The organism is Erwinia tracheiphila (assembly GCF_021365465.1).
In the GTDB taxonomy this organism is placed as follows: domain Bacteria; phylum Pseudomonadota; class Gammaproteobacteria; order Enterobacterales; family Enterobacteriaceae; genus Erwinia; species Erwinia tracheiphila.
The window spans coordinates 2,043,971-2,056,250 of record NZ_CP089932.1 but is presented as its reverse complement, the minus strand read 5'-3'; the positions used below and the strand labels follow the sequence as shown (position 1 = coordinate 2,056,250).

At 54.0% G+C, this 12,280-nt stretch carries 17 protein-coding genes; all 17 read left to right on the top strand.

Translation table 11 applies throughout. The features are described from left to right. Positions 1-9: 9 nt before the first annotated feature. From LU633_RS10910 to LU633_RS10835, 17 genes are read left to right on the top strand one after another with little or no spacing between them, the layout of a single operon-like run. Entirely contained in the window at positions 10-477 is a 468-nt protein-coding gene (locus LU633_RS10910) for an HI1506-related protein (RefSeq protein ID WP_016191770.1), read from the top strand. Next, positions 474-926 carry a gp436 family protein gene (locus LU633_RS10905; RefSeq protein ID WP_016191771.1) on the top strand — a complete coding sequence of 151 codons (453 nt, stop codon included), beginning with the start codon at positions 474-476 and terminating at the stop codon, positions 924-926. The genes LU633_RS10910 and LU633_RS10905 overlap by 4 nt, the downstream gene beginning before the upstream one ends. Before the next feature lies 1 nt (position 927). Next, on the top strand, positions 928-1,494 hold the full coding sequence (locus LU633_RS10900; protein ID WP_016191772.1) for a DUF1834 family protein: 567 nt from the start codon (positions 928-930) through the stop codon (positions 1,492-1,494). After that, positions 1,487-1,666 (top strand): DUF2635 domain-containing protein, encoded by a 180-nt coding sequence (locus tag LU633_RS10895; protein WP_016191773.1) that lies wholly within the window; start codon positions 1,487-1,489, stop codon positions 1,664-1,666. The genes LU633_RS10900 and LU633_RS10895 overlap by 8 nt, the downstream gene beginning before the upstream one ends. Beyond that, positions 1,666-3,132 (top strand): phage tail sheath subtilisin-like domain-containing protein, encoded by a 1,467-nt coding sequence (locus LU633_RS10890; RefSeq protein WP_016191774.1) that lies wholly within the window; start codon positions 1,666-1,668, stop codon positions 3,130-3,132. Before LU633_RS10895 ends, LU633_RS10890 begins: the two co-directional genes overlap by 1 nt. A gap of 9 nt (positions 3,133-3,141) precedes the next feature. Continuing rightward, positions 3,142-3,501: a phage tail tube protein gene (locus tag LU633_RS10885; RefSeq protein ID WP_016191775.1), complete on the top strand. Its 360-nt coding sequence runs from the start codon at positions 3,142-3,144 to the stop codon at positions 3,499-3,501. Positions 3,502-3,504: 3 nt separating this feature from the next. Further along, positions 3,505-3,858, top strand: a complete 354-nt coding sequence (locus LU633_RS10880) for a phage tail assembly protein (RefSeq protein ID WP_016191776.1) — start codon at positions 3,505-3,507, stop codon at positions 3,856-3,858. 1 nt (position 3,859) lies between these two features. Further along, entirely contained in the window at positions 3,860-3,991 is a 132-nt protein-coding gene (locus LU633_RS25765; RefSeq protein ID WP_016191777.1) for a hypothetical protein, read from the top strand. Further along, on the top strand, positions 3,992-5,800 hold the full coding sequence (locus LU633_RS10875; protein WP_016191778.1) for a hypothetical protein: 1,809 nt from the start codon (positions 3,992-3,994) through the stop codon (positions 5,798-5,800). Next, positions 5,800-7,116, top strand: a complete 1,317-nt coding sequence (locus tag LU633_RS10870) for a DNA circularization protein (RefSeq protein WP_016191779.1) — start codon at positions 5,800-5,802, stop codon at positions 7,114-7,116. Before LU633_RS10875 ends, LU633_RS10870 begins: the two co-directional genes overlap by 1 nt. After that, positions 7,100-8,197 carry a phage baseplate assembly protein gene (locus tag LU633_RS10865; protein ID WP_016191780.1) on the top strand — a complete coding sequence of 366 codons (1,098 nt, stop codon included), beginning with the start codon at positions 7,100-7,102 and terminating at the stop codon, positions 8,195-8,197. The genes LU633_RS10870 and LU633_RS10865 overlap by 17 nt, the downstream gene beginning before the upstream one ends. After that, positions 8,194-8,742 carry a phage baseplate assembly protein V gene (locus LU633_RS10860; RefSeq protein ID WP_016191781.1) on the top strand — a complete coding sequence of 183 codons (549 nt, stop codon included), beginning with the start codon at positions 8,194-8,196 and terminating at the stop codon, positions 8,740-8,742. The genes LU633_RS10865 and LU633_RS10860 overlap by 4 nt, the downstream gene beginning before the upstream one ends. Next, on the top strand, positions 8,739-9,179 hold the full coding sequence (locus LU633_RS10855; RefSeq protein ID WP_016191782.1) for a phage GP46 family protein: 441 nt from the start codon (positions 8,739-8,741) through the stop codon (positions 9,177-9,179). Before LU633_RS10860 ends, LU633_RS10855 begins: the two co-directional genes overlap by 4 nt. Next, a complete protein-coding gene (locus LU633_RS10850) occupies positions 9,180-10,259 on the top strand; it encodes a baseplate J/gp47 family protein (protein ID WP_016191783.1) in 1,080 nt (359 codons plus the stop codon). Next, a complete protein-coding gene (locus tag LU633_RS10845; RefSeq protein ID WP_016191784.1) occupies positions 10,250-10,834 on the top strand; it encodes a YmfQ family protein in 585 nt (194 codons plus the stop codon). Before LU633_RS10850 ends, LU633_RS10845 begins: the two co-directional genes overlap by 10 nt. Before the next feature lie 38 nt (positions 10,835-10,872). Beyond that, positions 10,873-11,529: a phage tail protein gene (locus LU633_RS10840; RefSeq protein WP_407647036.1), complete on the top strand. Its 657-nt coding sequence runs from the start codon at positions 10,873-10,875 to the stop codon at positions 11,527-11,529. Next, the gene (locus LU633_RS10835) at positions 11,529-12,125 is read left to right on the top strand and encodes a tail fiber assembly protein (RefSeq protein ID WP_016191786.1); all 597 of its coding nucleotides are present in this window, start codon (positions 11,529-11,531) and stop codon (positions 12,123-12,125) included. The genes LU633_RS10840 and LU633_RS10835 overlap by 1 nt, the downstream gene beginning before the upstream one ends. Positions 12,126-12,280 lie beyond the last annotated feature (155 nt).

Genomic DNA, 12,280 nt, shown 5'->3' with positions numbered 1-12,280 from the left:
GTGAATGTCATGCCAAATCAGAATGCAAATATGGAATATGTCGATATGGTCGGCATTAGCGTGGTCAATACGGCACATGACGGGTATCGCCGGGCGGGTTTTGTTTTCGCCCGGGGTGACAATATTTTACCGCCGGTCACTGCGCAGCAATGGCAGACCCTGGCCGATGACCCGCGTCTGTCTGTCACGATTATTTCGGCAGCTACGGATGATTTGCCGTCGCGGGGGCTGGGTAATACCCCGTTATCTGACGCGGTAGACGACAACGCTCTGAAACCCGGTGATCCACAGTCAGTCAAACCCACCCGTGCCGAGCTGCTGCTGGGGGCGGTAATGTGCTCAGAGCTGGAGTCAGATCCGCTGATTTTCTGGACCAAAAGCGGCAGTCCCCGTCTGGAACACTGGCGATCAATTGTGGGTGACGATCTGACGGCAGAAGAAATCACTCAGGCACTGGACGGAGGTTCACAACCATGAGTTACGCCACCCTGACCGACCTGTACAGCCGTTACAGCACGGATGCTCTGCATACTCTGGTGGATGCCAAAATTGCTGACTGGCACCAGCTGGATGCTGCGGAACTTACTACCGCACGGAAACAGTTACTACAGATCGCTCTGGATGATGCATCGGCCACCATTGATGGCTATATCGACAGCCGGGCAACCCTGCCGTTAAGAACCGTTCCACAGGTGCTGATCAGGGTGGCGTGTGTGCTGGCCCGCGTTGCCCTCGAAGACGGTGCGGCCACGGAAAAAGCAACCAAAGACAATGAAGATGTGTTGCGACTGCTGGAAAAAGTCGCCACCGGTGATATCAGCCTTGGCCTCAGTAAGGAGGCAGAACGGCCTGACGGTGGTGATGTCGCCATGATGAGCAGTGCGGGCAGTGTCTTCAGTCGCAGCAAATCCAGGGGGTTTATCTGATATGACGATCCCATCTTCTGTTACGACTGAAATCTCTGACGCGCTGCTTGCAGGGATCAGACATCTGTTTGCCAGTACCCTGCGCAGAGTAGATACGCACCCGGGCCAGTGGAGTGACAGCGCGGTGAAAACCATTATCAACACCGCCCCAGCCGTTTATGTCGCCTGGCTGGGTGGGCGTCCTGGCACGGTACGGCAGACGATGGTCAGTACCTGGGGAATATTTATCAGTGCTCAGGTACTGAATGGCCGTACCAGTGATTCGCCCGGTATTTATCAAATCGTTGAGCGCCTGACCGCCTGGCTACACGGGAGACGCCTTGCCCCGGCAGGTCGCTTTATGCTGACTCAGGCGGGCAATCTGTGGAGTGATATCCAGAGTGCGGGCGGCGTGGCGGTCTACGGCCTGTATTTTGAAGCACCACAGCAATTGCCGGATGCGCCTGACCTCAATGACGATGATATCGGTGACTACACCACCCACTACCAGAAATGGGCTGTACCTGTCGGTACACCGGAGCAGGAGGCGCTGATTTCTCTCCCTGTCCAGGATAAACCACATGACTGAGTTATATATCAAACCGGTCCCCGGGCTGACAGTTCGGGACCCTGATACTTACGAACCACTGGCTGTCAATGGCGAAAAGAAACCGTGTACCGGCTTCTGGTTGCGCAGGCTGAAGGATGGCGACGTGGTTGCAGTTACGGCTGGCACATCAAAGAAAGGAGCCGATAAATAATGGCGATTTCATTCCAGGATATCCCGGACAATATTCGTGTCCCCCTCTGTTATATTGAGTTTGATAACAGTGCGGCAGTAAAAGGTACTCCTCAGACGCTGCACAAAACGCTGCTGCTGGGTCTGCGCCTCAATACCGGCAGCGTCCCGGCAGGTCAGCCGTTTCGTATCACCTCAGCCAGTGCTGCCGAATCGGCATTTGGTCGGGGGTCAATGTTATCCACGATGGCCGGTGCTTTTATTAAGGCCAATACCTACAGCGATCTGTGGGCTGTTGCCGTTGATGACGATGAGAACGGCATCAGGGCAACCGGAACCGTTACGCTGTCAGGCCCCTGCAAAACATCAGGTCAGATTGCATTGATGATAGCCGGAACCTCTGTGCGGGTGACTGCACTGGCCGGGGACACTGCCACCGCTATGGCCCGGAAAATTGCCGCCGCCGTCAATGCTCTCAAAACACTGCCGGTAACGGCCACTTCAGCAGAGGACAAAGTGACGCTGACCGCCAGGTGGAGCGGCGTAACCGGCAATGATATTGATATCCGGGTGAACTATTACGACGGCGATATGCTGCCAGCCGGGGTCGGATGTACCTGTAGCGTCATGACCGGCGGTGTGGGTAATCCTGACCTGTCTGATGCCATCGCCGCTTTTGGCGATACATGGTGGAATTACCTGGTGAACCCGTTCACCGATACAGCCAACCTTGACCTGCTCAAACTGGAGCTGGTGAACCGCTGGGGGCCACTGCGCCAGATTGATGGTCAGTGCTTTATGGGATTCAGGGGCACCCATGCCGCCACCAGTACCTTTGGTATCCGGCGCAATGATTACCTGTTTTCGACCACCGGCACCGGTCTGGTGCCACAGCCCCCGTATATCTGGGCCGCAACCGTAGCCGGTGCAGCCGTCGCTTCCCTGAGCACTGACCCGGCACGACCTTTGCAAACCCTGCAACTGCCCGGATTGTTGCCACCCACCATAGGTGAACGCTGGGCGTTGAATGAACGTAATGTGCTGCTCTATGACGGCATTTCAACCTACAGCGTGGCGGCGGGCAATGTGGTGCAGATTGAACGGCTTATCACCATGTACCGTGAAAACAGCTTTGGCGATACTGACCCGAGTTATCTTGATGTGGAAACCATCGCCACCCTGTCATATCTGCGCTATTCCACCCGCACCCGCATCACACAAAAGTTCCCCCGCCATAAGCTGGCCAGCGACGGTATCCGGGTCAGCCCCGGACAAGCCATCGTGACCCCGGCAGTGGTTAAAACGGAGCTGCTTGCCCTGTTTACCGAACATGAGTGGGCAGGGCTGGTTGAAGGATTTGATGACTACAAAGCCACGCTGATCGTTGAGCGTGACGAAAATGACCGTAACCGACTTAACGTGCGTGACAACCCTGACCTGGTGAATCAGTTCAGAATATACGCGCACGCTATTCAGTTTATTTTGTAAGGACAACAGATGACCAGTCCATATCAGTATACCGGGGTGGCCTACGTCCGCCTGAACGGTAAGGAATACCCGACCAAAGAGGGGGCCACCCTGACACCGGGTGGCATCAGTCGCCAGCCTGTGGTGGGTGCCCGCGTCTACGGCTGGCAGGGAAAGCCGAGGGAGGCCAAACTCAGTTGCACCATTCCACAGGGGCCGGGGATCTCTCTTTTTTATATCAATAATCTCACCGATGTAACTGTCGAGTTTGAAAGCGATACCGGCGAACGGTTTCTGATGGCCAATGCCTGGAGTACAGGCGAATCCACATTAACGGATTCGGGTGATATCGCAGCGGCTTTTGATGCCATTGAATGCAGGGAAATTTAAGTCATGCAAATCCAGCTGATACACGGTCTGTGCTATGGCCAGGGCGATGATATGGTCAGGCAGTTTGACGTCGAGTTAAGGGAGCTGAATGCCGGTGACCTGATTGAAGCAGAACAGGCCAGCGAAAAAATGGTAATGACCCCGAAGGGTCCGGCGCTGCTCTCCAGCCCGGCCATGATGGGTTATGAAATGGTTCGTCGCAGCATTGCACGTATTGGTGTCATTCAGGGGCCACTGTCGATGGCGCTGCTGAAAACCCTGCATCAGGACGATCTTGAACTGTTGCTGAAGGCAACTAACCTGCAAAGCGATGCTGCCATCACCACGGTAAATCGGGTGACTGACGAGGGGCGATAGTTTGCGGTGCGTCAGGGACATCGAACGCACTGCACTCCATATCGGTATTATTTTGAAAGGTGGCCCGGTCTGGGCGCTGGGGCTGCCTCTGTCAAAACTTATTCTTTATCAGCACTGGACGAAGAAGAAATAAATGGCCACTGAGAATCGCGCGAAATTCATTATTGATCTGGTGGGTAACGTTTCTCAGCGTGCCCGTAACTTTGGCAGCAGCATCCGCCAGTTAGGCAGGGACGGCAGTCTGTCAATGCGGTTGCTTTCCCGTTCAGTCAGCGGCGCTAACGGCATTCTGGACAAGTTTGATAACAGGCTGGTCGGATTTGCCACAGGCGGTGGTCTGGTGATGGCGGGTAAACGGGTTGGTGAGCAGAGCCAGTTGCTTACCGAACTTGGCACGCGCTATAACCTGACGGCTGACCAGGTTAATGCATTTAATCAGGCGGTGTGGCAGAACGCGGGTAACCGCAAGACAAACTATACCGACCTGATTAATGCCACCGGGAAATTTCTGGAGCGGACGAACGATCTTGATGGCGCTGTCACGCAGATGGATAACATCGCTCTGGCCATGAAAGGCATCGGATTAAGTGCTGAGGATGCCGGTGATCTGGTCAGCGCATTCTGGCTGAGTGGCACCAGGGATGCCAGGGCAATGACGCGGGCGTTAGATGGGTTATCATCCGTCTCGCTGACCGGCACCGGCAATTTATCTGAACAGGTTAAATCGGTGCCCGGCATGATCAAAAGCACCTCATGGAAAACGCCTGAGGATATCGCGCAGATTGTGGGTATGCAGAGGCTGGCCAATGAACAGTTTACCGATCCATCTCAGGCTGCCAGCGCGGTAAACGATTTTTTTGAATCAGTTAAAAATAAAGACAATCAAAAAATACTGAGGCGTAATCACGTCGAGGTTTATAAGGACAGAAAAAGAGGGATTTATAAGTCAGCACCGGAACTGGCTCTGGAAATAGGTAAAGCAGCAAAACAGAAAGAACATAATTTCAGGGATATATTTAACGGCAATGCCCTGCAAATGATGATGGGATTTACCAGTAAAGATAAGCAGCAACAACTTAAAAGCTTAATCAATCCGGCTAATGTTAAAGATGGCTTTACCGACGAGAAAGCCACCAGGAATATCCAGACGTTAAATAGCGCATTAACATCACTGGCCAATGCCGGTGATAAATTCGCCCAGCTTAAACTGGCAAAGCCAGTGCAAGACCTGGCTGACGCCATTAATGACCTGTCCGCTGAAGAACTCGATAAATACACCGGTATTCTGGAAAAGGCCACCTGGGCCATCGGTGCAGCCGTTGCTGCCCGCTATACCTGGCGAGCCGGTAAATGGGGTAAAGACCTCCTTATGGGACCCGGTAAAAAGGGGGCAGGCAGGGGTGAACTGGGGGGCGACGGTTCGGTCGTTCCTGTCTATGTCACCAACTGGCAGGATGGCGGCAACGGTAATGGCGCGGGACCTGGAAGTGATACCCCCTTTAATAAAGTCGGGCCGCGTGCTTCCGCCATGAATAGCACCATCCAAATCATGGGGCTTTTGCCTACAGAGGATGAGTTAAAACAGCGGCTCGAACAGTTGCGGAAGGAGCAATATCCTGATGGACGCCAGCCGAAATATGCCTGGCTTCCTGCCCCTATTGATAACTGGTTACAGGACAGGGATAAACGGCTGAGTGAGCGTGGCCCGGCAATTTCCCCTTATTTGCGTGGGGGGACGATGGGCGAACAGTGGGAGCAGGCACAAGCCACCGCACCCACTGAGGCCCGTGATTTCCGTAAGGCAATACAGCCGCCGGATGGCAAAATTACCATAGAAGTTTCTTCAGCTAACCCTGACCTGAAGGTAAAAGCCACCGAGGTCAAATCACGTAATATCGGGCTGCGGGTTAACACCGGTTACACATGGGGCGGGGGCATATAATGGATATTAACGCACTGTTTAACGATACCTCATGGCGTGGCCGTCTGGCTGATGGTAAAGGCTCTTTTCGGGGTGTGCCGTTCCGGATGATTGAAGACACGACGCTGACCGGAGGACGCCGGATTGTGCGCCATGAATACCCCCTGCGTGATGAGGGGCTGACCGAAGATATGGGCCGCGCCCTGCGTCAGTATGCTTTTACCGCTGTTGTTGTGGGGGATGACTACTTTGACCAGCGTGATGCGCTGATTAACGCGCTTGAGGCCAGGGATGTGGGGGAACTTGTTCACCCGAACTGGGGCACTTTAAACGTCCGGATTGAAACCTATACGGTACGTGAATCCTGTGGGGCACAGGGCAACGCCATTTTTTCCATTACCTTCTCGCCAGCAGAGGATGACACGGCACCGACTGAGGCTGAAGATACCCTGCTCAACAGTGACAGTCTTGCCGTCAGCCTGCTAAACGATGTTCAGTCGGGCTGGGCCACGGTTACCCAAACAATGGCTGATGCTACGGCGGCGATAAATGAAGTGGAAAAAACGCTTAATACCATTACCAACGGGATCCGCGGACTGACCTCCAGTTCTGGCGGTGCCTCATTACTGGCGGCAGCACTGGCATTAAAAGGCTCTGTCAAAAATCTTATCAATACCCCCGGGCAGCTTTTTTCGGAAATGTTCGCTCTTATCAGCGGTGTGGTACAAACCGGCACCTCTGCGGTATCGGTTCGGGCGTTGCAGAAAACACGGGGCGGCATACAGACTCAGTTCACGTCGAATGATCCGACGGTTGCCCGCATCCAGACGGTGATGAATACCACCGTTACCACATTTACAGCGGCTGAACTGGCTAAAGTAACCCTGACGGCCGCGAAAGAAAGCATCATGTCATCTTCCCGTTCAGTGGTATTAACCGGCAGCAATGACAGTCTGTCATTAACTTCACCTGCAAAGACGCAGGCCTGTACCTCAGCTATAGAAACGCTGGAAGACTGCAACGCCGCGATGACTGAACTGGGGGACATCCTGCTGGACGCACTGACAGATACCGGCGATATGGGCTGGTTTCAGACATCCATTCAGGTGCGAATTTTCCGACTGACCTTTATTCAGTACATGAAATCTGTCGCGCAAAACCTGCCTGCTGCCAGAACGATACAGCTCACCGGAACAGAACCCGCGTTAGTCGCGCTGTACCGTCACACCGGTGACGTCCACCATCTTGACCGCTTTATCCGCCGTAACGGTATCCGTCACCCGGCCTTTGTCACCGGTAGCACAGACGTGGAGATCATCAATGACACATCGTATTGAACTGTATCTGGGTAACCGGATTTACAGCGGCTGGAAAGAACTGAGCGTTACTCGCAGCCTTGAGGAAATCGCCGGACAGTTCACGCTGGGCGTCACGGTTACAGGCGGTGATTCACCACTGGTATCAGAAGCCGGTATGGCCTGTAAGCTGGAGATCAATGGTCAGCGTGTGATTACCGGCTATGTGGATACGATGGATACCGATGTCGACAGCAAAAACCGCACCATTACGTTGACCGGACGCGATAAGACCGGTGATCTGGTGGATTGTACGGCAATTCATGTCCGGGGCCAGTGGCGTGACGTCACGCTGGCCACGATTGCCAGAGACGTCTGTCAGCCCTTTGGTGTTGAGGTCATCTGGCAGATTGAACTGCCTGCTGCTGCCGCAAAATTCCGGGTCTGGCAGATTGAACCCGGGGAGACCGTCTTTGATATGCTGTCACGGGCAGCACGCCATCGCGGTGTGCTGATCACCAGCAACGCACAGGGCGACCTTGTCTTTACGACAGCCAGTAAAAACCGTGCGGGCACACTGATTTTAGGGCCTGACGGCAGTGATAAAGATGCGTCAGGCACCCGAATGTTATCGGTTAAAACCCACCAGTCATGGGCCGAGCGCTTCAGCCTGTTTCGCGTCAAAGGTGGTTGCAGTGGCGGCGGGCTATGGGGAGAGACCCAAACGGCCAGCCAGGCAACGTCAGTGTATGTTGATGTGGCAGACCCTGATATCACCCGCTATCGCCCGACCATTATTATTGCTGATGACAACTTCACCAAAGCTAAAGGTAATGCGCGGGGAAGCTGGGAGCAGAAGCGCTCAATGGCCCATGCCACCACCGCCATTGCAACGGTACAGGACTGGTTTAATCCGCAGGGTAAGCTCTGGTCACCCAACCAGCTTGTAACCGTCAGGGCCAGGGCGGCGGGATTTCCTGAACGGGATTTACTAATCACAACCGTCACCTTTAATTTGACGCAGGAGGGAGGCACGGTCACCGAACTGGAACTGATGCCCCGTGAAGGTTTCGAGGAACCGGCGCAGCCAGACGCGAAATTTTATGATGGTGTATGGCGATGATCAGACAGATAAATAAAATCACCGCCGGTTTACAACGTCGTCTGCGCCTGTTGATTTCCCGTGGTGTGGTCAATATGGCCAATGACAGTCTCAGGACGCAGAACCTACAGGTCACCATGCTGGCCGATGAGACAGCAGATGATGTCGAGCGCTTCCAGAACTACGGCCACAGCAGCGTGCCCCCGGTGGGCAGTGAAGCCATCGTTTTATCGGTGGGCGGTATCCGGCAGCATCTGGTGGCCATCGCCGTTGATGACAAAAACTCACGACTGGGCAACCTTGAACCTGGTGACAGCGCCGTCTATCACCTTGAGGGACACCGTATCGTGCTTACCAAAGATGGAGTTATTAAGATTGCCTGCAAGCGCCTTGAGGTCGTGGCGGAGGATGAAATCCTGTTTGACTCACCCCAAACCCGCTTTACCGGTGATGTTGATATCGTTGGCATCAGTCAGGCCAGTGACCATCTGTCTGGCGGGATTAGCGGCGCGAACCACATCCACCCTGAACATGATGGCTACAGCTCCGGAGGGCCGAAGGCATGACAGATATCGCACTAATCTGGCAAACCAACGGCGCTGATATAGCCGTGGGCAATGCGGATATTCTGCTGGATGATTCACTGAGTACCGCCGTCATTATTTCATTATTTACTGACCGGCGGGCGCTGGATTCTGATGAATTACCCGCCGGGCCGGATACAGATAAACGCGGTTGGTGGGGAGACGCCTTTCAGTCCCGTCAGATGGGAAGCCGACTGTGGTTGCTTTCCCGTGAAAAACAGATGGCATCCGTGCTGATACGGGCCAGAACCTACGCCTGCGAGGCGCTGGCCTGGCTGGTTGATGACGGTCATATCAGGCATGTTGATGTGACGGCATCGGCTCCCCGCACGGGATTTCTGTTGCTTACGGTAATGCTGACGCTCCCGGACGGCAGCACCGTCCCGCTGGCGTTTAACACCACTTTAAACGGTATTTAAATGGCTTATACCCCTCCTGCATTATCACTACTGCTGGCCCGTGGCCAGGCAGACATTGAAAGCCGGTTACCCGGTACGTACGCCCGCCCCCGCTTCAGCGTTGCAGGAGCTGTTGCATTTGCCAATGCCGGTAACGCCGCAGCGCTGCATGACCATTTAGCCTGGACATCGCGCCAGATAGTTCCGCATCTGGCGGATGAAGATAAGCTGCTGGAACACTGTGAATTCTGGGGGGTATGGCGTAAACCTGCCGCCAGTGCCAGTGGGGAACTGTTGGTAACGGTGAACGGTGACACCGTAATCCCTGAGGGCACCCGCTGGCAGCGGCCTGATGGCACGATGTTTGAGTCAGTTGCTGAAATCAGAGCCAGAGCCGGGCGTGTCGCTGTTTACGTTGTGGCCATTGAGACGGGTAAAAACAGCAATACCGCCGAAAATGTAACGGTGGAACTCATCTCACCCGTTGATTTTGTCCAGAGCAGTGCCGTTGTCAGCCAGACCACAATCAGTGGCGGTGCTGAACTGGAAAGTATTGATTCACTGTGCGTACGATTACTGTTTCGCGTGCAGTATCCGCCATCTGGTGGTAATCAGTTCGATTATGTCCGATGGGCGCTGGAATGCGCTGGTGTTACCCGTGCCTGGTGTATTCCACGCTATCGGGGCTATGGCACGGTGGGAGTGATGTTTGTACTGGATGAGGAAGTTGATATATTCCCGACGCCAAACGATCTTGCCCGCGTCAAAGAGTATCTGACCGCACATATCAACCCGGTAACAAATCAGGTTGAAGGTAAGACCGTTGGGGCTGAACTGATTGTTGAAAGCCCGAACCCCTTACCCCTTAACCCCGTTATCCGGCTGGTGCCTGATACTCAGGACGTCAGAACGGCAGTCAGTGACAACCTTAAAGCCTGGCTTGCCACCCTTCCTCGTGGTGGCACAATGCTGTTGTCCCAGCTGCGGGCCACCATATCCAGTGCCCCCGGGGAGACGGATAACACCGTTATTTCTCCTGTTTCTGACCAGTATGCGGCCGAAAATGAGCTGTTTGTCCTGGGTGATATCGTATGGCGATGACCGCGCAGGACTATCAACAGTCAGGTCTGAAACTGCTGCCGAATGGTAAAGCCTGGACAAAAAAACCGGACAGCCAGCTGGCACGACTGATGCTGGCCACTGGCGAAGAATTTGCCCGGGTTGACAGCATCAACGACGCATTGCTGAATGAGATGCATCCTGACCGGGCATTTCTGTTGCTGGACAGCTGGGAAGATTTTGCCGGGCTACCCGATTGCAGCATCGACAGGGACGCGCCGATTGAGAACCGCCGTAGCGCTCTGAAGACCAGGCTGACGATGGCCGGGAGCCTGTGTATCCCGTTTTACGAGCAGCTGGCTGCTTCCCGTGGTTACAGCATAAGGCTGGTTGAGCGTTATCCGCACCATTGCCTGCGGAGCTGCATTTACCCCATTCATCCGGAAACTAACTGGTTTCGCGTCTTTGTATATGTGGCATCGACGGTCACACATTACTCAACGGTGCTGGATAACTGCACGCAGCGTTTACGGGTTGCCGATGCGGCTGACCTTGAGTGCCTGCTTGAACGCTATACCCCTGCTGAAACTGAATTTATCTTTATTTATGAGGACTGATTATGTACGGACTGGATAACAACAGCGGTGTCAGCGTGATGCCTGCTATTGCGCCCACATCCAGCGCAACACCGTTATGGTTTACTGAAGGAGGGGCAAATCAGTCGCCCAGCTATCCCGGACAGGACTGGTTTAACCAGGTTCAGGCAGAGCTTCTGAATGTACTGACAGAAGCCGGTATCGCCCCCGACAAAGCGGATAACACTCAACTTTCCAGAGCGATCTCACAAATTATTGCCGCCAGCGCTAACGTTATCCCTGTCGGTATACCCCTGCCGTGGCCGACAGCGACAGCGACAGCCCCCGCAGGCTGGCTTAAATGCAACGGTGCGGCGTTTGATAAAGCCAAATATCCCGCACTGGCGGTGGCGTACCCCTCAGGCAGTTTGCCCGATCTGCGAGGTGAGTTTATCCGTGGCACGGACGATGGTCGGGGCATGGATGCTGGCAGGTCTGTTCTTTCCGCACAGAATGATGCAATGGGTGTGAGCTATGCCTCTAACGGGTTGACGGTAAAAAACATTCTTGTACTGACTAATCGTACAGGTTCGGGAGCCGATGCCATTGATGGCCTGGCAGCCGGGGACGCATTCACTGACGGTGGGCAAACTTCCTCCGCTCGTCTGTCTGTTCGATCAGCAAATGAAACCCGCCCGCGAAACATTGCGTTTAACTACATTGTGAGGGCCGCATAATGGCAACGGCAAAACTGAACAGCGAACTGATTTCCATTGAGGCGGGAGATATTACCGTATTTAACTACGCTGGCGGGACCCGTGAATATCTTTCAACGTCTGTTGAGTATCTTGCCCCGGGGGTGGGTGTTCCTGCTAACTCATGTACTGACGCACCGGGCAAAAGTAAAGATGGCTTTACCATCTGTCGGACTGTGGATTTTACTGCATGGGAATACGTAGCAGATCATCGTGGGGAAACCGTTTACAACATTAAAACAGGCGAAGAGGTCGCTGTTACTGTGCCGGGCGATTACCCGGAAGGCACCACCACGCTGGCACCAGCCACACCATACGACAGGTGGAACGGTAGCGAATGGATAACAGATTATGAAACACAGCATATTGCGGACGTGAAAGCAGCAGAGCAGCAGAAAGCGGTGTTACTGGCTGAAGCGCAGGCCACAATTAGCTTGTGGCAGACGGAACTCCAGTTAGGCATTATCAGCGACGAAGACAAGGCAAGTCTGGTTGTGTGGCTGAGGTACATTAAAGCAGTGCAGGCAGTGGATACATCGAAAGCGCCGGATATCATCTGGCCAGTCCGGCCAGTTTAAATTTCAATCAAAACAAATCGCGTATAATGAGAAAAAAACCACTGTTACCGATTTATCAATTTAAGTGGCGCAATTTCTCATTTTACGCGACGCGCTACACAGAGGGTTTTTATCCGGCAGTCAATAAACCGCACAGCAGGTTACAGCGATGACCT

Excerpts from the sequence above, each read along its gene's own strand:
- LU633_RS10910 (WP_016191770.1), top strand. The coding sequence starts at position 10 with ATGCCAAATCAGAATGCAAATATGGAATATGTCGATATGGTCGGCATT.
- LU633_RS10905 (WP_016191771.1), top strand. The coding sequence starts at position 474 with ATGAGTTACGCCACCCTGACCGACCTGTACAGCCGTTACAGCACGGAT.
- LU633_RS10900 (WP_016191772.1), top strand. The coding sequence starts at position 928 with ATGACGATCCCATCTTCTGTTACGACTGAAATCTCTGACGCGCTGCTT.
- LU633_RS10895 (WP_016191773.1), top strand. The coding sequence starts at position 1,487 with ATGACTGAGTTATATATCAAACCGGTCCCCGGGCTGACAGTTCGGGAC.
- LU633_RS10890 (WP_016191774.1), top strand. The coding sequence starts at position 1,666 with ATGGCGATTTCATTCCAGGATATCCCGGACAATATTCGTGTCCCCCTC.
- LU633_RS10885 (WP_016191775.1), top strand. The coding sequence starts at position 3,142 with ATGACCAGTCCATATCAGTATACCGGGGTGGCCTACGTCCGCCTGAAC.
- LU633_RS10880 (WP_016191776.1), top strand. The coding sequence starts at position 3,505 with ATGCAAATCCAGCTGATACACGGTCTGTGCTATGGCCAGGGCGATGAT.
- LU633_RS10875 (WP_016191778.1), top strand. The coding sequence starts at position 3,992 with ATGGCCACTGAGAATCGCGCGAAATTCATTATTGATCTGGTGGGTAAC.
- LU633_RS10870 (WP_016191779.1), top strand. The coding sequence starts at position 5,800 with ATGGATATTAACGCACTGTTTAACGATACCTCATGGCGTGGCCGTCTG.
- LU633_RS10865 (WP_016191780.1), top strand. The coding sequence starts at position 7,100 with ATGACACATCGTATTGAACTGTATCTGGGTAACCGGATTTACAGCGGC.
- LU633_RS10860 (WP_016191781.1), top strand. The coding sequence starts at position 8,194 with ATGATCAGACAGATAAATAAAATCACCGCCGGTTTACAACGTCGTCTG.
- LU633_RS10855 (WP_016191782.1), top strand. The coding sequence starts at position 8,739 with ATGACAGATATCGCACTAATCTGGCAAACCAACGGCGCTGATATAGCC.
- LU633_RS10850 (WP_016191783.1), top strand. The coding sequence starts at position 9,180 with ATGGCTTATACCCCTCCTGCATTATCACTACTGCTGGCCCGTGGCCAG.
- LU633_RS10845 (WP_016191784.1), top strand. The coding sequence starts at position 10,250 with ATGGCGATGACCGCGCAGGACTATCAACAGTCAGGTCTGAAACTGCTG.
- LU633_RS10840 (WP_407647036.1), top strand. The coding sequence starts at position 10,873 with ATGCCTGCTATTGCGCCCACATCCAGCGCAACACCGTTATGGTTTACT.
- LU633_RS10835 (WP_016191786.1), top strand. The coding sequence starts at position 11,529 with ATGGCAACGGCAAAACTGAACAGCGAACTGATTTCCATTGAGGCGGGA.